The sequence below is a fragment of the Lentzea sp. NBRC 105346 genome (assembly GCF_030269605.1).
Classification (GTDB): Bacteria; Actinomycetota; Actinomycetes; order Mycobacteriales; family Pseudonocardiaceae; genus Lentzea.
Genome location: NZ_BSTQ01000019.1, coordinates 178,814 through 198,666, shown reverse-complemented (window position 1 = coordinate 198,666; position 19,853 = coordinate 178,814). Strand labels below are relative to the sequence as shown.

At 69.0% G+C, this 19,853-nt stretch carries 22 protein-coding genes; 6 read left to right on the top strand and 16 right to left on the bottom strand.

What is annotated here, in order from left to right:
* Positions 1–71 precede the first annotated feature (71 nt).
* Positions 72–521 (top strand): hypothetical protein, encoded by a 450-nt coding sequence (locus QSK35_RS34390; protein ID WP_285751851.1) that lies wholly within the window; start codon positions 72–74, stop codon positions 519–521.
* On the opposite strand, the gene QSK35_RS34385 is transcribed toward QSK35_RS34390, so the two are convergent.
* From QSK35_RS34385 to ruvC, 7 genes are all read right to left on the bottom strand, one after another.
* A complete protein-coding gene (locus QSK35_RS34385) occupies positions 522–1,040 on the bottom strand; it encodes an adenine phosphoribosyltransferase (protein ID WP_285751850.1) in 519 nt (172 codons plus the stop codon). It abuts the gene before it with no gap.
* A complete protein-coding gene (gene secF, locus QSK35_RS34380; RefSeq protein WP_285751849.1) occupies positions 1,037–2,185 on the bottom strand; it encodes a protein translocase subunit SecF in 1,149 nt (382 codons plus the stop codon). Before secF ends, QSK35_RS34385 begins: the two co-directional genes overlap by 4 nt.
* Position 2,186: 1 nt before the next feature.
* Entirely contained in the window at positions 2,187–3,965 is a 1,779-nt protein-coding gene (gene secD, locus QSK35_RS34375; protein WP_285751848.1) for a protein translocase subunit SecD, read from the bottom strand.
* A 131-nt stretch (positions 3,966–4,096) separates the two neighbouring features.
* Positions 4,097–4,456 (bottom strand): preprotein translocase subunit YajC, encoded by a 360-nt coding sequence (yajC, locus tag QSK35_RS34370; RefSeq protein ID WP_502881760.1) that lies wholly within the window; start codon positions 4,454–4,456, stop codon positions 4,097–4,099.
* Between the two features lie 73 nt (positions 4,457–4,529).
* Positions 4,530–5,543: a Holliday junction branch migration DNA helicase RuvB gene (gene ruvB, locus QSK35_RS34365; RefSeq protein ID WP_285751847.1), complete on the bottom strand. Its 1,014-nt coding sequence runs from the start codon at positions 5,541–5,543 to the stop codon at positions 4,530–4,532.
* On the bottom strand, positions 5,540–6,124 hold the full coding sequence (gene ruvA / locus QSK35_RS34360) for a Holliday junction branch migration protein RuvA (RefSeq protein WP_285751884.1): 585 nt from the start codon (positions 6,122–6,124) through the stop codon (positions 5,540–5,542). The genes ruvB and ruvA overlap by 4 nt, the downstream gene beginning before the upstream one ends.
* Before the next feature lie 145 nt (positions 6,125–6,269).
* On the bottom strand, positions 6,270–6,842 hold the full coding sequence (gene ruvC, locus QSK35_RS34355) for a crossover junction endodeoxyribonuclease RuvC (protein ID WP_285751846.1): 573 nt from the start codon (positions 6,840–6,842) through the stop codon (positions 6,270–6,272).
* A gap of 205 nt (positions 6,843–7,047) precedes the next feature.
* Between ruvC and QSK35_RS34350 the strand changes: the two genes are divergently transcribed.
* Genes QSK35_RS34350 through QSK35_RS34340 form a run of 3 tightly spaced genes read left to right on the top strand, consistent with a single transcriptional unit; the run spans position 7,048 to position 9,802 of the window.
* On the top strand, positions 7,048–8,553 hold the full coding sequence (locus tag QSK35_RS34350) for a GGDEF domain-containing protein (protein ID WP_285751845.1): 1,506 nt from the start codon (positions 7,048–7,050) through the stop codon (positions 8,551–8,553).
* A complete protein-coding gene (locus QSK35_RS34345; RefSeq protein WP_285751844.1) occupies positions 8,550–8,981 on the top strand; it encodes a cupin domain-containing protein in 432 nt (143 codons plus the stop codon). Before QSK35_RS34350 ends, QSK35_RS34345 begins: the two co-directional genes overlap by 4 nt.
* A 14-nt stretch (positions 8,982–8,995) precedes the next feature.
* On the top strand, positions 8,996–9,802 hold the full coding sequence (locus tag QSK35_RS34340) for an alpha/beta fold hydrolase (RefSeq protein ID WP_285751843.1): 807 nt from the start codon (positions 8,996–8,998) through the stop codon (positions 9,800–9,802).
* On the opposite strand, the gene QSK35_RS34335 is transcribed toward QSK35_RS34340, so the two are convergent.
* Positions 9,799–10,569, bottom strand: coding sequence for an ABC transporter substrate-binding protein (locus tag QSK35_RS34335; RefSeq protein ID WP_285751842.1), 771 nt, complete (start codon positions 10,567–10,569; stop codon positions 9,799–9,801). The genes QSK35_RS34340 and QSK35_RS34335 overlap by 4 nt on opposite strands.
* 52 nt (positions 10,570–10,621) lie before the next feature.
* Positions 10,622–11,533 (bottom strand): SMP-30/gluconolactonase/LRE family protein, encoded by a 912-nt coding sequence (locus tag QSK35_RS34330; RefSeq protein ID WP_285751841.1) that lies wholly within the window; start codon positions 11,531–11,533, stop codon positions 10,622–10,624.
* 174 nt (positions 11,534–11,707) lie between these two features.
* Here QSK35_RS34330 and QSK35_RS34325 point away from each other — a divergent pair, with 174 nt between their 5' ends.
* On the top strand, positions 11,708–12,145 hold the full coding sequence (locus tag QSK35_RS34325; RefSeq protein WP_285751840.1) for a MarR family winged helix-turn-helix transcriptional regulator: 438 nt from the start codon (positions 11,708–11,710) through the stop codon (positions 12,143–12,145).
* On the opposite strand, the gene QSK35_RS34320 is transcribed toward QSK35_RS34325, so the two are convergent.
* Complete coding sequence (locus QSK35_RS34320; protein ID WP_285751839.1) at positions 12,126–12,803, bottom strand: SDR family oxidoreductase; 678 nt, start codon at positions 12,801–12,803, stop codon at positions 12,126–12,128. The two genes, QSK35_RS34325 and QSK35_RS34320, sit on opposite strands and share 20 nt — an antisense overlap.
* Before the next feature lie 79 nt (positions 12,804–12,882).
* On the opposite strand from QSK35_RS34320, the gene QSK35_RS34315 reads away from it, so the two are divergent.
* Positions 12,883–13,914: a serine hydrolase gene (locus QSK35_RS34315; protein WP_285751838.1), complete on the top strand. Its 1,032-nt coding sequence runs from the start codon at positions 12,883–12,885 to the stop codon at positions 13,912–13,914.
* Here QSK35_RS34315 and QSK35_RS34310 read toward each other — a convergent pair.
* From QSK35_RS34310 to QSK35_RS34285, 6 genes are all read right to left on the bottom strand, one after another.
* On the bottom strand, positions 13,901–15,394 hold the full coding sequence (locus QSK35_RS34310; RefSeq protein ID WP_285751837.1) for a tripartite tricarboxylate transporter permease: 1,494 nt from the start codon (positions 15,392–15,394) through the stop codon (positions 13,901–13,903). The genes QSK35_RS34315 and QSK35_RS34310 overlap by 14 nt on opposite strands.
* Position 15,395: 1 nt before the next feature.
* Positions 15,396–15,818, bottom strand: coding sequence for a tripartite tricarboxylate transporter TctB family protein (locus QSK35_RS34305; RefSeq protein WP_285751836.1), 423 nt, complete (start codon positions 15,816–15,818; stop codon positions 15,396–15,398).
* The gene (locus QSK35_RS34300; RefSeq protein ID WP_285751835.1) at positions 15,815–16,672 is read right to left on the bottom strand and encodes a tripartite tricarboxylate transporter substrate binding protein; all 858 of its coding nucleotides are present in this window, start codon (positions 16,670–16,672) and stop codon (positions 15,815–15,817) included. The genes QSK35_RS34305 and QSK35_RS34300 overlap by 4 nt, the downstream gene beginning before the upstream one ends.
* 231 nt (positions 16,673–16,903) lie before the next feature.
* A complete protein-coding gene (locus tag QSK35_RS34295; RefSeq protein ID WP_285751834.1) occupies positions 16,904–17,707 on the bottom strand; it encodes a sugar phosphate isomerase/epimerase family protein in 804 nt (267 codons plus the stop codon).
* The gene (locus tag QSK35_RS34290) at positions 17,686–18,702 is read right to left on the bottom strand and encodes a dihydrodipicolinate synthase family protein (protein WP_285751832.1); all 1,017 of its coding nucleotides are present in this window, start codon (positions 18,700–18,702) and stop codon (positions 17,686–17,688) included. The genes QSK35_RS34295 and QSK35_RS34290 overlap by 22 nt, the downstream gene beginning before the upstream one ends.
* On the bottom strand, positions 18,695–19,837 hold the full coding sequence (locus QSK35_RS34285; protein ID WP_285751831.1) for a Gfo/Idh/MocA family protein: 1,143 nt from the start codon (positions 19,835–19,837) through the stop codon (positions 18,695–18,697). The genes QSK35_RS34290 and QSK35_RS34285 overlap by 8 nt, the downstream gene beginning before the upstream one ends.
* Between the last annotated feature and the right edge of the window lie 16 nt (positions 19,838–19,853).

Here is a 19,853-nt window from a genome sequence, read left to right as displayed (position 1 = left end):
ACTCACGGGGCGTGCACACGGGGCATGCGGCCCCTTACGATCAGGCTTCGATCGATCCTGGGGGAACTTCCATGAGCACCGAACCCAGCGGCGAGCAGACGCCACCGCCCTCGCCGTACCCACCCGCGCAGCAGGTCGGCTACACCCAGCCGTACCCGCAGGCGCCGCAGTATCAGCAGCAGCAATATCCGGGGCCGCAGTACCCGTACGCGCCGCCGGTCCCGCAGTACGCGATGCCGCGGCAGCAGGCCAGGACGTCCTACGGCCTGTGCTTCCTGGCCGCCGCCGTCTGGTCGTTCGTGATGTTCGTGGTGTTGTTCGTGCTGGCCGGTCCGCCCGCGTCCGCGTACGCGTTCGGCAGGGTGCTCGGCTCCCAGCTCGTGCCATGCCTGCTGGCTTCGCTGTTCACGTGGCTGATCTTCAAGAAGCGGAGCACGAACTTCGCGGTGCTGGCCGTGGTGGCACTGCCGTTCTACTTCGTCGTGCTGGTGCTGGTGAACGCCGGCCGGGGAGTCGCCTGATCAGACCGCCATCAGGGCGCTGACCTCACGGCCCGCCAGCCGCGAGCGGCCGTTCAGCGCGGCGATCTCCAACACGACGGACACCCCGGTCACGATCCCACCGGCCCGCTCCACCAGCTCACACGCGGCGGCAGCGGTGCCACCGGTAGCGAGCACGTCGTCCACGACGACGACGTGCTGACCTGGGTGGATGGCGTCCGCGGGCAGCTCGAGCGTAGCCGTGCCGTACTCCAGGTCGTACGAGACGGAGTCGGCGACCACGGGGAGCTTGCCCGGCTTGCGCAGCGGCACCACGCCGTAGCGCCAGCCGTAGCCGAGTGCGGCGCCGAGCAGGAACCCGCGCGACTCGATGGCCGCGATGACCTGGGTGGACTCGGCGAGCTTGTCCTGCAGCGCGTCGACCACGGTGCGCAGTGCGTCCGGGTCCGCGAGAACCGGCGTGAGGTCCCGGAAGACCACCCCCGGCTGGGGGAAGTCCGGGACCTCACGCATCAGTCCCAGTGCTTTGTCCAGCTTCAACGCTGCTTCTTCCCGGAGGGGCGTCCGCGGCGGTTGTCGGTGGACTTGGCGGTGCGCGACGGCACGGAGGCGGCGGCCGCCAGTGCCTTCTCGCGGCGCAGCTCCTCGTCGAGGGCCTCGTCGTCGGTCGACTCGACCTCGGTGGAAGCGGCGGCCGTGCTCTTGGCGCGACGCGCCTCGACGCGCTTGGCCTGCGCCTTGTACTTCGGGTCGCGGTTCTTCAGGTCCACCAGGATCGGGGTGGCGATGAACAGCGACGACAGGGCGCCGACGAACATACCTGTGAGCTGCACCAGCGCGAGGTCCTGCAGCGTGCCGACGCCGAGGATCACGACACCGACGATCAGCAGGCCCATGACCGGCAGCAGCGCGATCAACGAGGTGTTGATCGACCGCATCAGGGTCTGGTTCAGCGCCAGGTTCGCGGCCTCGGCGTACGTGCGGCGCGTCAGGCCGAGCAGGCCGCGGGTGTTCTCCCGGACCTTGTCGAACACGACGACCGTGTCGTACAGCGAGAAACCGAGGATCGTCAGCAGACCGATGACGGTCGCCGGCGTGACCTCGAAGCCGACCAGCGAGTACACACCGGCCGTGATGATCACGTCGTGCAGCACCGCGACGAGCGCCGCGATCGCCATGTGCAGCTCGAAGTACAGCGCCAGGAAGATCACGATCGCGACGAAGAACAGCCCGAGCGCCCAGAGCGCCTTGCTGGTGATCTCGCCACCCCACGACGCGCTGACCGCGCTGTCGCTGATCGCCCCCTGGCCGCCCTTGGGGTTCAGCTTGCTCGCCAGCTCGGTCTTGAGCTTCAGCACCTGGGCGGCGTCGAGCGTCGTCGACCGGATCTGGATACTCGCCGAGTCACCGATGCCGACCGTCTGCACGGCGGCCGGCTCCTGGCCGAGCGCGTTCTTGAACACGTCCGCGACGGCGTGCTCCTCGATCTTCGCGCCGCTCGTGCTGACCGACGCCATCTGGACCTTGGTGCCGCCCTTGAAGTCGATACCGAGGTTGAACTGCTTGAAGCCGATCGACAGCACGCAGGTCAGCAGCACCAGCGCCGAGATCACGTACCAGCGCTTGCGCTTGCCGACGATGTCGAACGCGCCGTTGCCGACGTAGAGACGGGAGAACACGCTCACGTCAGGCCTCCTTCACGGCGGGCTTGGCCTGCAGCTTGGCGCGGTGGGAGGCACCTTCACGGGCCGCGCCACCGAGACCGGACAGGCTCGGCTTGGACAGGAACTTGGACTTCGAGGCCATCGCGACCAGCGGGTGCGTCACGAGGAACACGACCACGAGGTCGAGGACCGTCGACATGCCCAGGGTGAACGCGAAGCCCTTCACCTGGCCGACGGCGATGAGGTACAGCACCGCGGCGGCGATGAAGCTGACCGCGTCCGCGGACAGGATCGTGCGGCGGGCGCGGACCCACGCGCGCGGGACGGCCGAGCGGAACGTCCGGCCTTCACGCACTTCGTCCTTGATGCGTTCGAAGAAGACGATGAACGAGTCCGCGGTGATACCGATCGCGACGATGAAACCGGCGATACCGGCCAGGTCGAGCGTGAACCCGATCCAGCGGCCCAGCAGCACGAGCACCGCGTAGACGATCGAGGCCGAGAAGACCAGCGACGCGATCGTCAGGATGCCCAGCAGGCGGTAGTAGAAGAAGCAGTACACGAACACCAGCGCGAGGCCGATGGCACCGGCGATCAGGCCGGCCTTCATGTAGGTGAGGCCGAGCGTCGGGGTGACGGTCAGCGCCTCGGACGTCGAGAACGACAGCGGCAGCGAGCCGTACTTCAGCACGTTCGCCAGGTTCTCGGCTTCCTTCAGCGTGAACTTGCCGCTGATCTCCGTGCTGCCGCCGAGGATCGCGGTCTGGATGTTCGGCGCCGAGACGACCTTGCTGTCCAGCACGACGGCGACCGGCTGGTTGACGTTGGCCGAAGTGAACTTGCCCCACTTGGAGCCGCCGTCGGACTTGAACGACAGGTTCACGACGTAGCCCGCGCCCTGGCGGTTGTTCGTCGCGACCGCGTTGTCGATGTCCTGGCCGGTCAGGCGGGTGAACGTGGAGAAGTCGTCCTTCTTCACGCTCGGGTCGTCGGTGTCGACCGGCGCGAGGATGTACTTGTACTCGCCCTTCTGGTCACACGCGACGAGCGGCAGCTTGATGTCGTCGTTGCCGATCAGCGGGTCGGGCTTCGAGCAGTCGAGCATCAACGCGGCCTGCTGCAGGACCTGCTGGTCCGTGCTCTGACGCAGCATCTTCGCGGCCTGGATCTCCTGCGCGAGCTTCGGGTCGGTGCCCGGCGCGACCGGAGGGGTCGAGGACGGCGGGGCCGACGAGGGCGGCGCGCTGGACGGCGGCGGCGTGGTGGTCGGCTGGCCCTGCAACGCGGGCGCCGGGCGGCCCTGCGGAGCGCCGGACGACGGCGGAGCGGCGGTCTGGCTCGCGGACGGGTTCGCGGAGCCCGACGGCTGGGTCGACGGCTGCGTCGACGGCTGGGGCTGCTGCTGCTGGCCGGCGGAGGCCGGGATCGGCTGGCCCAGCACCTTGCGGAACGCGAGGAACGCGGTCTGGCCGAGGCTCTTCGCGCCTTCGCTGTCCGCGCCCGGCACGGTGATGACGAGGTTGGTTCCGTCGCGCACGACCTCGGCGCCCGAAACACCGAGTCCGTTCACGCGGGTCTCGATGAGCCCGCGAGCCCGGTTCAGCGATTCGTCACTCGGCTTGCCACCGTCGGGAAGGCGTGCCGTCAATGTGACGAGCGTGCCGCCCTGCAGGTCGATTCCGAGCTTGGGCTTGGCCGAACCGTTGCCGGTGAAGAACACCAGGGCATAAAGCGCGACCACGATGAGGACAAAACTCGCCAGATACTTCCCGGGGCGAATTTGCCCGGCCGGAGGTGCCACGATCCGTCCGTCTCCTAGAGCTGATGGTTGTCGAGCGCGAAGACTATCCCGCGCCACGTGAGCTGCGCGTCACTACCTGGAGTTGGCGGTGTTCACAGTTGCCAACTCCAGGTGAGACGCGTCCCGCGAGCCTACTTCTTGGCGTCGTGCTCGAGCGGCTCGGCGATCTGCGCCGCGCTCTCCGGGGTCGCGTCCTCGGTCTCGGTCTCCTCGACCTCTTCGACCTCGTCGGCGACCTTCTCGCGAACCGCGGCACGCAGCCAGGTGGTGACGACACCGTCGGCGATCTCGATGTCGATGGTGGTGTCGTCGCTGGCGTCCGCGACCGTGCCGTAGAGGCCCGACGTGGTCATGACGCGGTCACCGGCCGCGAGCGAGTTCTGCAGCTGCTGCTGCTCGGCCATCGCGCGCTTCTGCTTGCGAGCGCTGAGGAACAGCGGCACGGCGAGCAGCACCAGCAGCAACGGGAACATCAGGGACGAAAGGTTCATCATTCTCCGTTCAGGCGGACGCGAGGGATTTCCACGTCCGATATGTCTGGGTGCTAGCGCCGATTCTGCCAGCTCACCAGAGCTGATCACCGGCGGGCGGCTCCAGGCCCAGATGGATCCAGGCTGCCGGGGTCGCCACGCGCCCACGCGGCGTGCGCGCCAGCATGCCAGCCCGCACGAGGTAGGGCTCACACACCTCCTCGACCGTGGTGGGTTCCTCCCCCACCGCGACCGCGAGAGTGGATACCCCGACCGGCCCGCCGCCGAACGACTTGACCAGCGCGGTGAGCACCGCGCGGTCGAGCCGGTCGAGCCCCAGGTCGTCGACGTCGTACACCTGGAGCGCCTGCCGGGCGACCTCCAGCGTGACGCTGCCGTCCGCCCTGACCTCGGCGAAGTCCCGCACGCGCCGCAGCAGCCGGTTCGCGATGCGGGGCGTGCCGCGCGACCGTCCGGCGATCTCCATCGCGCCGTCGTCGTGCAGGTCCACGCCCAGGATCTTGGCGCTGCGCTTGACGATCAGGTCGAGGTCCGCGGCCTCGTAGAACTCCATGTGCCCGGTGAACCCGAACCGGTCGCGCAACGGCCCGGTCAGCGCACCCGACCTGGTCGTGGCGCCGACCAGCGTGAACGGCGCGATGTCCAGCGGAATGCTCGTCGCACCCGGCCCCTTGCCGACGACGACGTCGACCCGGAAGTCCTCCATCGCGAGGTACAGCATCTCCTCGGCGGGCCGGGCCATCCGGTGGATCTCGTCGATGAACAGCACGTCGCCCTCGACCAGGTTCGACAGCATCGCCGCGAGGTCACCGGCGCGTTCCAGCGCCGGGCCACTGGTGATCCTGATGGCGCTGCCGAGCTCCTTGGCAATGATCATCGCGAGGCTGGTCTTACCCAGTCCGGGCGGCCCGCTCAGCAACACGTGGTCCGGCGGCGTCCCCCGGCGCATCGCGCCCTGCAGCACGAGCTCCAGCTGCTCGCGCACCCGGCGCTGCCCGACGAACTCGTGCAGGTCCTGCGGCCGCAGCGTCGACTCGACGTCCCGCTCGGCGGGCACGGCGTACGGCGACAGCTCCTCTTCGCTCACTTGCGCCCCAGCGTGGCGAGCGCGCGTCGCAGCACGGCGCTGGTCGACTGGTCCGGGTTGTCCGCGAGCACCGCGTCAACGGTCGACTCCGCCGACTTCGCCGGGAACCCGAGGCCCAGCAAGGCCTCTACGACGTGCTCCCGCGTTTGGCCGTTCACCGCGGGCGTGTGCGGCGTGGGCAGCGCGCCGACCTTGTCGCGCAGCTCGATGATCAGCCGCTCGGCGCCCTTCTTGCCGATGCCGGGCACCTGCGTGAGCACGGTGATGTTGCCTTCGGCCAGCGCCTGCCGCAGCTTGTCCGGTTCGAGCACCGCCAGCGTCGCCAGCGCGAGCCGGGGTCCGATGCCGCTGACCGTCTGCAGCAGCCCGAACAGCTCCCGCGCCTCGACGTCGGCGAACCCGAACAGCGTCAGCGAGTCCTCGCGCACCACGAGTGCGGTCGCCAGATGCGCCTCTTCGCCGCGCCTGAGCGTGGCCAGCGTGCTCGGCGTCGCCTGCACGGCGAACCCGACGCCACCCACCTCGACCACCACGTGGTCCAGCCCGACGTGCTGCACGGCCCCGCGCAGTGACGAGATCACCGGCCACCTCCACAGTCCACCGAGGCCGCCGCTCGACGCCCGGACGTGCTCGACGTCGCCCGCACGACCCCGATCACCGGCCACCTCCACAGCTCATCCAGGTCGCCGCTCACCTGAGCGTGTACGGCCCCGCGCAGTGACGAGATCACCGGCCACCTCCTCGTTTCGCCGCCGCGGCGATTCTCGCCCGATGCGTCTCGGCCATCTCCCGCGCCCTGCGTTCGGCCTCTTCCATGCGGGTGCGCATGGGCGCCCGCCAGTGGTGACAGATCGCCAGGGCCAGCGCGTCCGCCGCGTCCGCCGGCTTGGGCGCTGCGTCCAGCTTGAGGATCTTCGTGATCATCGCGGTGATCTGCTTCTTGTCGGCACGACCGGACCCGGTCACCGCGGCCTTGACCTCGCTCGGCGTGTGGAACACGACCGGCAGCCGCCGTTTGGCGGCGGCCAGGGCGACCACCCCGCTGGCCTGCGCGGTGCCCATCGCCGTGCGGACGTTGTGCTGGCTGAACACCCGCTCGATCGCGACGACGTCGGGCTGGTGCCGGTCGAGCCAGAGGTCGACCTCCACCGACAACGCCAGCAGCCGCACGGCGAGGTCCGCGTCCACCGGCGTGCGCACCACGTCGACCGCGACGCACCGCACCGCCCGGCCGGGCCCTCCGTCCACGACGCCGAACCCGCACCGGGTCAGACCGGGGTCGACCCCGAAGACACGCACCCGCAACCACTCCTCACGAACACTCGTTCGAACCCTACTGGGCGGGCCACCGGCTCCTGCCTCCGACACTCCGCACATACGCGATGAGGGGACCCTTCATGGCGGTCAGCGCTGGCAAAGCTCCCTTCATGGCACTCCGCCGGGCGGTTGCTACTAACGGGTACCACCGTTCGCCGTAGCGAGACGACGTCACTAAGGTGGCGCGGTGACCTTGGGGCGGTTCACCGCAGTGGCCGCGGCCGTGTGTGCCGCGCTCGTGGCCACGGTCGTCCTGGTCACGTCCGGTGTCCTGCCCCACGACGCGAGCGTCGCGCTCGACAAGATCGAGCAGCTGGCCTTCGCCGTCGCCGCCCTCATCGCCTACGCCCGGACGGCAAGAACCCGCTGGCGCCGCTGGATGACCGCCGCGATGGTCAGCCTCACGGTCGGGCTGAGCGCGTGGATCTGGGGCCAGCAGATCCTCGGCGTCAAACTCCCGTCGTCCACCCTGGCGCCACTGGGCTTCCTGCTCGTCCCGGTCCTCACCCTGTGCGCGGTGGTCACGCTGGCGCACTCCGGCGGCCGCAACGACCGGCCGCACGACCGGCGCAGCCGGTTCGTGGTCGTGCTCGACGGGCTCGTGGTGGTCGGGTCGCTGTTCGTGCTGACCTGGGTGTCCGCGCTGGAGTCGATGGTCCGCGCCTGGGCCACGTCCGGACCGGGCTTCGCCACGGTCGTCGCGCATCCCGCGCTCTACCTGGTGACGATCACGTCGTTGGTGGTGTCGAGCTGGACCCACCGCAGCATCCGGCACCTGCCGATGTTGTTCATCGCGCTGGCGGGCATCGGCCAGTCGGCCAGCGGCTGGGTGTTCGCCTTCCTGATCAGCCAGGGCGCGGGCGCGATCCCACCGGTCGCGGACATCGGGTTCATGGTGTGCCCGCCGATGTTCTTCCTCAGCGCGATCGCGCCGACCGCCCGCGGCCACCGGAAAGCAGACGGCCGGCTGCGCACCGGCGACATGCTCTACCTGCTGGTGCCGTATGTGCCGTTGCTGGTCACGGGACTGTTCATCCTCGTCGGCACGGCGACGGGCGTGCGGCTGAACCCGATCGAGATCTACGTCGGCCTGGGCGTGGTGCTCCTGGTGATCGTGCGGCAGCTGCTGACGTTGATGGACAACGTCCGGTTGCTCGACGAGCTGCGGATCAGCCGCGAGCAGCTGCGGCACGAGGCGCTGCACGACCCGTTGACGGGGGTCGCGAACCGGGTGTTGTTCCGCGAACGCCTGAGCAACGCGCTGCTGGAACGCGACCGAGACCGGCCGTTGGTGCTGCTGTTCATCGACGTGGACGGGTTCAAGGCGGTCAACGACTCCTACGGGCACGCGGAGGGCGACGCGGTGCTGCGCAACGTCGCCAAGCGGCTGACGCACTGCCTGCGCCCCGAGGACACCGTGGCGCGCCTGGGCGGCGACGAGTTCGGCGTCATCGTCGACGGCGCGGACCCCGAGGAGCTCGGCGAACGCGTGCTGAACGCACTCAGGACGCCGCACCAGGTCTACGGCCGCACGCACGTTGTGCACGCCAGCATCGGTGCGGCGCAACAGGACCGCTACGACCCGTCGGTCAGCGCGGACTCGATGCTCGGCTGCGCGGACGCCGCCATGTACACCGCGAAGAGGCTGGGCAAGGGAATGGTGGTCGTGCACGGTCTGCAGGAGGCGACGTGACGCCGGAACGGATCATCGAGAGTCTCGGGCTGGCCGAGCTGCCGGTCGAGGGCGGGTACTTCGGACAGTCCTATCGAGACGGAAATGTCTCGGCGATTTACTACTTGTTGCGAACGCCGGACTTCTCCGGGATGCACGTCCTGAAGCATCTGGAGATCTACCACTTCCACGCCGGCTCGCCGTTGCGGATGATCCTCCTGTACCCGGACGGCACCGTCGAGACGCCGGTGTTGAGCCCGGAGAACCCGCAGGTCATTGTCCCCGCGGGCGTGTGGCAGGGCAGCAGCCCGAGCGGTGAGTGGTCGTTCGTCGGCACCGTCGTCGTGCCGCCGTACACCGACGACATCGTCGAGTTCGGGCACGCCGGGGACCTCTGTTCGCGGTATCCGGAGCACTCCGAACGGATCAAGGAGCTCTGCCGCTTCTAGGTACGCTCGCTCGCGTGCCAATCGTGGAGCTGAACGGGATCAGGCTGAGCTACCAGGTGGAGGGCGAAGGGGATCTCGTCCTGCTGATCATGGGCACCGGCAGTCCCGGCCGGGTCTGGCGGATGCACCAGGTGCCCGCCCTGCGCAAGGCCGGTTTCCGGGTCGCCACCATCGACAACCGCGGCATCCCGCCCACGGACGAGTGCGCCGACGGCTTCACCATCCACGACGTGGTCGCCGACGCGGCCGCGCTGATCGAGCACCTCGGCGGACCGGCCCACGTGATCGGCACGTCCCTCGGTTCGCGCATCACGCAGGAGCTCGCGCACTCGCGGCCGGACCTGGTGCGCAGCGCGGTCATGCTGGCCGCCCACTCGCGCCGGGATCCGGTGCAGGACATGTGGAACCGCGGCGAGCGCGCGCTGTACGACCAGGGCGTCGTGCTGCCGGACGCCTTCTACGCGGCGGTCACCGCACTGCGGAACCTGTCCCCGCGCACGCTCGCCGACCCCGTCACGTCCCGGGACTGGCTGGAGCTGTTCGAGCTGAGCGGCTCGAAGATCGGCGCCGGCGTCCGGGCGCAGCTGGACCTGGGCGACATCCCCAGCGACCTCGCGAACTACCGCAAGATCACCGCTCCGTGCCTGGTGGTCGGATACGCGGACGACCGGGTGCTGCCACCGCATCTGGCGCGCGAGGTCGCGGACGCCATCCCCGGCGCGCGCTACGCGGAAATCCCCGACGCCGGGCACTTCGGGTTCCTCGAACGGCCCGAGGAGGTCAACCGCGTGATCCTCGAGTTCCTGGACGAGGTCCGTTAGGCGACCTTCGACAGGGCCGGTTTCACCTCGTCGATCGCCCACTGCACGCCGACCACGTTGGGCGCCTTGAGGAACTGCACCACGTTGACCGGCACGTCGAGCCACACGGCCGCGCTCCCCGGTTCCCCCGGCTGCAGGCCGAGTGTCTCCAGGAACGGCGACGGGTCGCCGACGCCGAAGTGGTAGGTCTTGCCGACCACCCGCGGCATCTCCTCCTTGAGCTTCGCCACGGCCTGGTCCGCCGAGTCCACCAGCCTGCGCGCGCCGACCGGGTTCCCGAGAACCTCACCGGCGAGCTTGGCGTCTTCGTCCATTGTGGACGAGGGGGACGGCCGGGCGACCGTCGGCGCGATCTTGCTCAGTTCGGCGTACTTCCCGGCGTCGAGGGCGGCGGAGGTGGCCAGGATCAGGTCGGGCTGCAGTGCGGCGACCTTCCCGAAGTCGGGGTTCGCCGGATCGAGCGTCAGCACCTCGTCGCTGAGCAGCGCCTTGACGTACGGCAGGTTGGGCGAGGCGGGATCGGGCGAGCGCACCGCTCCGACGACGACCGCGTCGAGCACGTTGGCGAGCGCGACGTCGTTCCACCCGAGCGCGACCACGCGTTCGGGTTTCTTCGGCACGGTCACCTCGCCGAACTCGTGCTTCACCGTCACCGGGAAGACGGCCGGCGCCACCGACGTCTCACTGACGGGAGGCGGTTCCGGCGGTGGCGCCGAAGTGCACGCGCTCACCAGCAGGGCCATCACGAAGAGCAACCGCAGGGACACGGTCCGAGGCTAACCGGTGGCCTGGACCGTGGTCCAGACCACCGGTCCGATCTCAGAGCCGGTCGAGACGGAACTCGTCGACCGGAGTGCCGGCCAGGAGCTTGTCGATGTAGCCGGTCACCACGTACGAACTGAACGGCGACACGGTGATCGTCGTGGGCGAGGTCGTCGGCCACGCCTTCTCGGCGACTACCCGAGCCGACGCCCAGCCGTCGCGCGACCGCACCGAGAACACCGAGTTGCGCCCCTTGGACTCCAGGGTGTTCGTCACGACGAGCAGCGTGCCGTCGGGCCGGAACGCGATGCCGTCCGCGCCGACCAGCGGCTGAACCGCCACTTCGGACACCGAGTCACGGGTGACCTTGAAGAGCTTCCCGGTGGTGTAGTGCCCGACGACCAGGTAGCCGCCGGGGTGCCACGCGAGCCCGTTGTTGCCGAGCTCGCCGCCCAGCCGTGGGTCGCGCGCGAACACTGAGGCGTGGCCGGCGACGTCGACGCGGTAGATCCGGTCGGACACCGTGTCGCTGACGTAGGCGTTGCCCCATGGGTCAACCGTGACGTCGTTCGCCCGGTGCGGCCCCGCGTCGTCGGCCAGATCCACCACGTGCAGCTGCCTGCCGGTGGTCAGGTCGAAGATCGCCAGGCCGGAGCGGACCGTCGCGTCGAAGTTGTTCGAGTACGCGACCAGCACGCGGTTGCGGCGCAGGTCGACCTTCAACCCGACGGTCGAGGCCTGCACCGGAATCCTGGCCAGCGGACTGACCTGCCCGTTCGGCTTGACGATCGACACGGTGCCGTGGGCGACGGAGCTGACGAGGAACGCGTTGCGGGTCGCGTCCCACGCCACGCCCTCCGGGTGCAGCTGGGGTGCCGAACCCTCGATCGTGCGCGGCATGGCCGACGCCGTGCCGGCCCCCAGCGCGATGGCGGCGGCGAACGCCACCAGCACAGTCCTTCTGCGCATGTGATCCCCTCAGGTGGTAGGTACGAACTCAGACAGTAGTCAGAACTCTGATAACTATCAACACACTTATTCTGCGTGCGATGAGGGGACCCTTCATGGCGGTCAGCGCTTGCAAAGCTCCCCTCATTGCACTTGGTCGGAGCGAGCATTCATGCCGTTCGTACGATGAGACGCATGCGAATGCCCGCGAGCGAACGGCTCGGCAGCGACATCAAGCGCGTCGAGCAGGAGCTCATGACGGCCAAGACCGCCGCGGTGAAGCCGTCCGGCCTGACGGTGCCGCAGTACGCGGCGCTGCTCATGCTGGGTGAGAACCCCGGCATCTCGGCCGCGGCGCTCGCGCGGCTGTGCCTGGTCACGCCGCAGACGATGACCACGATCCTGCAGAACCTGGTCGCGCTGGGCCTGATCGAGCGCACGCCGCACCCGTGGCACCGCAACGTGCTGGAGACGCAGCTGACGGAGAAGGGTCAGGCCGCCTTCGACCAGGCGGACGAGCGGGCGGCGGCCGTGGAACGACGGCTCGCCGCCGAGTTCACCGACGAGGAGCGCAAGCTGCTGCGCTCACTGCTGGGCCGGTGCTCGAAAGTCCTCACCGAGCAGCACCCGTAGGCCGGATCAGGATCTCGTTGACGTCCACAGTGGACGGCTGCGACACCGCGTACAGCACCGCTCGGGCCACATCGGACGCGTCGAGCTTCGGATCGTTGACCCGCGACGCCGGGATGCCGCCGGTGTCGACGAGACCGGGCTGCAGCAACGTGACGCGCACACCGGTTCCGACGCATTCGGTCCGAATGGACTCCGCGAGCCCGGTGATCGCCCACTTCGTCGCCGAGTAGAGGTTCCCCGGCCGCACGCCGCGCCCGGCCGCGCTGCCGGTCAGCACCAGGTGCCCGCCGCTGCGCCGCAACGCCGGCATCACGGCGCGCGCGGTGAACGCCGGCCCGCACACATTGGTGACGACCATGTCCGTCCACTCCGGAGGCGGCGCGCCGGCGTCCGAGACGAACGACGTGTCCACCGAGACGCCCGCATTGGCGAACATGACGTCGATTCGTCCCCAATGTGATTCCACACGGGACACCAGCGCGGAGATCGATTCCCACGACGAAACGTCACACTGCGCGTTCCAGGTCCGTTCGGCGCGGGCCTCAGCGCCCGACCGCGACGCGCGTACCACGCGAAAGCCCTGCTCCAGAGCCAATGCGGCAGTCGCGGCGCCGATTCCGCGCGAAGCCCCGGTCACGACGAAGACCCGTTCGTTCATGATCACCAGCCTAGGGCCGTATCGAAAGATCTCAGAACTAGTCAGAGGGATGTCAGCGTCACCTGATTGGATGTACGCCATGAACATCAACCGCAGGTTCGCGCTCGGCCTGGGAACCGTCGCCGCCGCGACCGCCGTGCTGGGCTCCGGTAGCGCCTCGGCCCAGACCGAGGATGAGCCCGAGATCGAACGTTGCCCCACCACCGCAGAGCGTTCGCGCAAGCGGGTGGCGCAGGTCTACAAGCGACAGGTCCGCAAGGCCAAGGGGACCTGGTCGTCGTACATCACCGTCGCCGACCCGAACGGCGCCGCGAAGCCCGCCGTCGAGGAGGATGCCGACCGCGTCGTCGAGGCGTACTCGGTCAACAAGATCGCCGTCGCCGTCGCGGTGCTGGACAAGGTCGACCGTGGCCTGATCAAGCTCACCGACCGGGTCGAGGTCACCGAGTCGATCGTCATCCAGGACACCGACGGGATCTTCGCGCTGGACGGCGCGTACCCGAGCTCGGTGACCGTGGGCCACGCGCTCGCGGCGCTGCTGACCGTCTCGGACAACACCGCGGTCCGCCTGTGCGGCCTGGTCGTCCCGGCCAAGGAGCTCAACGAGATCCTGAAGTCCAAGGGTTTCGTGCACACGCAGGTCGTGCCGGTGGCGAACCCGAACCGGTTCTTCCTCGGCACCACGACGCCGCGTGAGATGCACATGCTGCTGACGAAGCTGACGGACGGCACGCTGCTGTCCCCCGCGTCGACCCAGCACCTGCTGAACGTGCTGCGCTCGCTGACCGCCTTCACCGACGGCGTGCGGCTGAACCTGTCGTCCGACGAGCGGCTCCGCGTCGCGACGAAGGCCGGCTGGTTCGACGACGGCCGCAACGAGGCCGGCGTGATGTTCAGCGCGGACGGCCGCCCGATCCTGATCTACTCGCTCTTCGCGTCCGGCGAGTTCGACGGCGACAAGGCGACCAACGACGCGAACTTCGCGTTCTCGCACCCGGCCGTCGCCGCGCGCGCCGAGCTGGGCCGCACCATGTACGACGCGGTCCTGAAGATCACGACCGTGAAGCCGAAGCACAAGCCGACCGTCTACCGCATGGTCAACGGCGGCTGAGCAAGGGTCGTGAGTGTTTTCCGTTGCGATAGCGACGGAAAACACTCACGACCACCACCGACCCGACCAGGAACACCAGCAGGCTCGCCGCGATCGGGCGGTGCAGGAACCCGGTCAGGTCGCCGCCGAACATGCGCATCGACCGGCGGAACGCGGACTCCAGGATGTCGCCGAGCACGAACGCGAGCACGAACGGGCCGGGCTCGAAGCCGAGCTTCTTCATCCCGTAGCCGATCACGCCCAGGCCCAGCACCAGGAACAGGTCGAACACGTTGTTGCGGATGCTGTAGACGCCGATCATCGTGACCAGCATCGTCAGTGGCGCCAGGATCCCCGGCCGCACCCGCAGCAGCCGCACGAAGATCCCGATCAGCGGCACGCTGAACAGCAGCAGGAACACGTTGCCGATGTACATCGAGTCGATCACGCCCCAGAACACGTCCGGGTGATCGTCTATCAGCGAAGGCCCCGGCGGCACACCCTGCAGCGTCAGCGCCCCGAACAGCACGGCCATCGTCGCGTTGGCCGGCAAACCCAGTACCAGCAACGGGATGAACGACGACGTTGCAGCCGCGTTGTTCGCCGTCTCCGGTCCCGCGACGCCCTCGATCGCGCCGCGCCCGAACCGCGACGGATCGGCAGCCGACCGCTTCTCCACGGCGTAGGCGACCAGCGACGACATGGTCGCGCCACCACCGGGCAGCACGCCGAGCAGGAACCCGACGACCGCCCCGCGCAGCACCGCCCACTTCGACTGCAGCCACTCCACCCAGGTCGGCCACGCGCGCCCGAACGACGGCACCCGAGCCGATTCCCGGTGCCGGTGCTCGAGGTTGTAGAGGATTTCCCCCACACCGAACACGCCCATCGCGACGATCACGAAGTCGATGCCGTCCGCGAGCTGGTCGCTGCCGAACACGAACCGCGGCGCGCCGACCATCGGGTCGGACCCGACCGTCGCCAGCAGCAGACCCGCCGCCGCGGCCGCGATGCCCTTGACCAGCGACCCGTTTCCGAGCGTCGCCACCAGGAAGATCCCGATCACGCCGAGCACCGCGTACTCGGGCGGCCCGAATTTCAGGGCGAAGTCCGCGACGAACGGCGCCACGAGCGACAGCACCACGATCGACGCCGTCCCGCCGATGAACGACCCGACCGCGGCGATACCCAGCGCGGACCCGGCTCTGCCCTGTCTGGCCAGCTCGTGCCCGTCGAGCACGGTGACCACGGTCGAGGCCTCGCCGGGCAGCCGCAGCAGGACGGACGTGATCGTGCCGCCGTACTGGGCGCCGTAAAAGATCCCGGCCAGCAGGATGATCGCCGGCGCCGGTTCCAGGTCGTAGGTGATCGGCAGCAGGATCGCGATCGTCGCCGCGGGCCCGAGGCCGGGCAGCACGCCGACGAGCATGCCCAGCGTGACGCCGAGCAGGCAGTACAGCAGGTTCTGCGGCTCGAAGACGACCGCGAAGCCGGACCACACGTCAGGCCCCGAACAGGTGTGGCAGCGGGACACCGAGCCCGGCGATGAACAACAGGTGCGCCGCGGTAGTTGCCAGCAGCGCGACGACCACCGTCACGACCCACGACTCGGCACCGAGGAACCGCAGCCACACCGCCAGCAGCACCACGGTCGGGATCTCGAACCCGACGTGCTCGATCACCGCCGCGTATCCCCCGAGACCGGCCACCGCGAGCAGCACGCCGGCCGTGCCGCGGCAGAACGGCTCCGTGTCGTCCGGCGGCCGGACCGCGATGGCAATGCCGGTGCCCAGCAGCAGAACCGCCGTCACAAACGGCCACAGCCCCGGACCGGGGTCGGTGACCGACCCCAGCCCGAGCGCGATCGCGCCCCACGCGGCGAGCAGCCCGAGCAGCGCGGGCAGAACCCCGGCGAGCCGCGTCATTTTTTGCCGAGACTGATGCCGAGCTCCTGGACCTTCGCCGCATAACGGGCACCGGCGTCCTTCATGTGCTGCCGGGCCTCGTCACCGGAGACCTCCCACCGTTCGGCGTAGGCATCCTTGAGGAACTTGTCGTAACCGGCGTCCTTGCGCGCTTCGGCGAACGCGTCGGCGAGCTTCTTCCGCACGTTGTCCGGCAGCCCCTGCGGCGCGACGACGAACCGCCGCTGGTCGACCACGACGTCGTGGCCCTTCTCCTGGGCCGTCGGCACGTCCGGCAGGTACGCGCTGCGCTTGGTGGAGAACGTCGCGAGCGGCCGCAGCTTGCCCGCCTTGACGTGCTGCATGATCTCCGAGGGCGCGGCGGAGATCGCGTCGACCTGCTCGCCGAGCACTGCGGTCACCGCCGGGGCGCCGCCGTCGAACGGCACGTCGACCGCGTTGGCTCCGGCGCTCTTGAACAGCAACGCCTGCGACAGCTGTGCCCCGGTACCGACGCCGGTCGTGCCGTAGCTGACCTTGGGCGCCTTCAGCAGGTCCTCGAGCGTCTTGTGCGGCGAGTTGGCGTTGACGACGAGCACGTAGTCCTCGGTGGTCAGCGTCGCGACGATGGTCAGCCGGTCGAGCTGGATCGCCGTCTCGTCCTTGACGGCCAACGGGGTGATCGCGAACAGCGACTGCACGAGCAACCCGATGTTGTAGCCGTCCGGCGCGGACGCGAGAACCTCCTTGCCGCCGACCGCGCCGTTCGCGCCGGGCTTGTTGGCGACCGGCACGGACTGCTTCAGCGGCTGCTCCACCGCCTTCGCGATGGCCCGCCCGACGAGGTCCGTGCTGCCGCCCGGTGGGAACGGCACGGTGAACTGGACAGCGCGGTTCGGATAGTCGGCGTTGCTACCGCCTTTTACACCACCACAGGCCGCGACCAGAAGAAGTATCAGAACAGACAGGATTCGGCCGTTCGGGTGAACCGGTACCTGAAGGTGGGCTGAAGACTGCAACCGATCTGCCCTCCATCTCGTCTAATACATACCAACGCCGGGGTCGATCGTCGCCGCCGTCGACGATCGGCTTCGGCGCTGCTGGTTCTACAAAGCCGGTTCCACAAAGGCGTGGTACCGGCGGACCACCTCTGCGATCACCTCGTCCGGATCCGCCGCCCACAGGTCGGCGTTGAAGATCTCGACCTCCACGTCCTTGCTGTAGCCGGTTTTCGCGACGTGCCTGGTCAGCCGGTCGAGGTCGATGTTCCCGTCACCGGGCAGCGCGCGGCCGAGCAACACGTCGGGCGGCAACGGGTTCAGCCAGTCGCACACCTGGTAGCTCGCGATCCGCCGGCCCGCCCGTTCGATCTGCGCGTCGAGCTCCGGGTCCCACCAGACGTGCACCGCGTCGACGACCACGCCCGCGTCGAAGCGCTCCGCCCAGTCCAGCGCCTGCTTCAACGTCGAGAGCACGCCGCGGTCGGCGCAGAAGATCGGGTGCATCGGTTCGAGCGCCAGGATGACGCCGGCTTCCTGGGCGTACGGCGTCAGCACCTCGATGCCGTCCTGGACCCGTTGCCGTGCGCCGATCAGGTCCCGGTCGGGCACGCCGCCGACCACCATCACCAGCGTGTCGGTACCCAGCGTGTGCGCCTCGTCGATGGCCCTCTTGTTGTCGTCGATCGCGTTCTTGTTGTCCGGGTCGGTGAGGAACCCGCCGCGGCACAACGAGGACACGCGCAGCCCGGCTTGCCGGACGAGCTTCCTGGTCTGTTCGATTCCGGCGTCGGCGACCGGTTCGCGCCACAGCCCGATCGACGGCACGCCGTGCTTCGCGCACCCATCAACAGCCTGTTTGACGGTCGCGCGCTTGATCGTCGCCTGGTTCAGTGAGAGTCGGCCAGCCACTGGCTCCACCGCCGGTCGGCTTCGTCGGGGTCGATGACACCCGCCAGTTCGGCCAGCCGCTTGGCCTCGGCGAGGTGGCCGACGGTGCGCGCGGTCTGCAGCCCGTCGAGCAGGACGAAGTGGTCCTGGTGCCCGGCCAGCCAGGCGAGGAAGACGACGCCCGTCTTGTAGTAGTACGTCGGCGCGCTGAACAGATGCCGCGACAACGGAACCGTGGGGTCGATGATCCGCCGGAACTCCGCTGGGTTGTCGTCCAGTTCCTTGATCGCCTGGGCCGCGACCGGCGCGATCGGGTCGAAGATGCCGAGCAGCGCGTCGCTGTACCCGTGCTCGTCGCCCTCGATCAGTTCCGGGTAGTTGAAGTCGTCGCCGGTGTAGCAGCGGACTCCTGGCGGGAGCTTTCGGCGCAACCCGATCTCGTGGCCGGCGTCGAGCAGCGAGACCTTGACGCCGTCGATCTTGGCGGAGTTGGCCTTGATGATCTCGAGGAAGTTGTCCGTGGCCGCTTCGGTGTTCTCGTCGCCCCAATAGCCCTTGAGCGCCGGGTCGAACGCCGGGCCGAGCCAGTGCAAGATCACGGGCTGGTCAGTTGTTCGGAGCAGCCTGCCGTAGACGTTGGCGTAGTCCTCGGGGCTCTTCGCGGTGGCGGCAAGTTGTCTGCTGCACATCAGCACCGGCTGCGCGCCCGCGCCCTGGACCACGTCGAGCTGCTGTTCGTAGGCCGTGATGACGTCGGTGAGCGTGACCTCGCCGCGCAGGTGGTCGGTACCGACGCCGGCGCAGATCCGGCCGGTCGCCTCGGCGGCGCTGCGCTTGATCAGCTCGGCGGCGGTGGGCCAGTCGAGGCCCATGCCGCGCTGCGCAGTGTCCATCGCTTCCGCGACGCCGAGGCCGAGGTCCCACAGGTGGTGGCGGAACCTCAGGGTCGCGTCCCAGTCGACCGTCTTCTCGTCGGCGGCGACGACGTGCGCGGCGGCGAAGACCTCCCTAGACACGAGGCACCTCGACCCGCCGCCCCTCCGCCGAAGACCGCAACCCGCACGCCGCCAGCTGCACCCCTCGGGCACCCGCGCGGAAGTCGTGCGGGAACGGCGCCCCGGCATAAACGTGCCGCAGGAATTCCTCCCACTGCACCTTGAACCCGTTCCCGAACTCGTCGTTGTCCGGCACGGTCTGCCACTGCGAGCGGAAGTCCGCATCGGCGGGAACATCGGGATTCCAGACCGGCCGCGGCGTGACGGCGCGGGGCTGCACGACGCATTCGCGCAGCCCCGCGACCGCACTCCCCTCGGTACCGTCCACCTGGAACTCGACCAGTTCGTCGCGGTGCACCCGCACGCACCACGAGGAGTTGACCTGGGCGATCACCCCGCCGGCGAGTTCGAAGATCGCGTACGCGGCGTCGTCCGCGGTCGCGTCGTAAGCGACACCGTTCTCGTCCCACCGCTGTGGAATGTGCGTGACGGCCCGCGCGGTCACGGCTTCCACCGAACCGAACAGCTCTTCGAGCAAGTAACTCCAGTGGCAGAACATGTCGGCGACGATCCCGCCGCCGTCCTCCGCCCGGTAGTTCCACGACGGCCGCTGCGCCGCCTGCCAGTCACCCTCGAAGACCCAGTAGCCGAACTCGCCGCGCACCGACAGGATTCGGCCGAAGAATCCGCCGTCGATCAACCGGCGCAGCTTGCGGATGCCCGGCAGGTACAGCTTGTCGGCGACGACGCCGTGCCGCACACCGGCCGCGTCCGCCAGCGAAGCCAACCGCAGAGCCTCCTCGACGGTCTCCGAAACCGGCTTCTCGGTGTAGACGTGCTTGCCCGCGGCGATGGCGGCGGAGATCGCTTCCACGTGCCGTGACGTGACTTGCGAGTCGAAGTAGACATCGATGTCGGGATCGGCCAGGGCGGCGTCCAGGTCCGTGGTCCAGCGCGGCAGGTCGTGCCGTTGGGCGATCTCCTTGAGCTTTCCGGCGTTGCGGCCGACGAGCAGCGGCTCGACCTTCAGCACGGTGTCGTCCGGGAGCCGGAGTCCGTGCTCGCGCAACGGAAGCAGGGACCGCACCAGGTGCTGGCGGTACCCCATCCGGCCGGTGACCCCGTTGACGGCGACACCGACGGTCCGCACTGCCATGCGATCCTCCCGCTGG

Excerpts from the sequence above, each read along its gene's own strand:
- QSK35_RS34320 (WP_285751839.1), bottom strand. The coding sequence starts at position 12,803 with ATGAACGAACGGGTCTTCGTCGTGACCGGGGCTTCGCGCGGAATCGGC.
- QSK35_RS34330 (WP_285751841.1), bottom strand. The coding sequence starts at position 11,533 with ATGCGCAGAAGGACTGTGCTGGTGGCGTTCGCCGCCGCCATCGCGCTG.
- QSK35_RS34325 (WP_285751840.1), top strand. The coding sequence starts at position 11,708 with ATGCGAATGCCCGCGAGCGAACGGCTCGGCAGCGACATCAAGCGCGTC.
- QSK35_RS34315 (WP_285751838.1), top strand. The coding sequence starts at position 12,883 with ATGAACATCAACCGCAGGTTCGCGCTCGGCCTGGGAACCGTCGCCGCC.
- QSK35_RS34305 (WP_285751836.1), bottom strand. The coding sequence starts at position 15,818 with ATGACGCGGCTCGCCGGGGTTCTGCCCGCGCTGCTCGGGCTGCTCGCC.
- yajC (WP_502881760.1), bottom strand. The coding sequence starts at position 4,456 with ATGAACCTTTCGTCCCTGATGTTCCCGTTGCTGCTGGTGCTGCTCGCC.
- QSK35_RS34390 (WP_285751851.1), top strand. The coding sequence starts at position 72 with ATGAGCACCGAACCCAGCGGCGAGCAGACGCCACCGCCCTCGCCGTAC.
- QSK35_RS34285 (WP_285751831.1), bottom strand. The coding sequence starts at position 19,837 with ATGGCAGTGCGGACCGTCGGTGTCGCCGTCAACGGGGTCACCGGCCGG.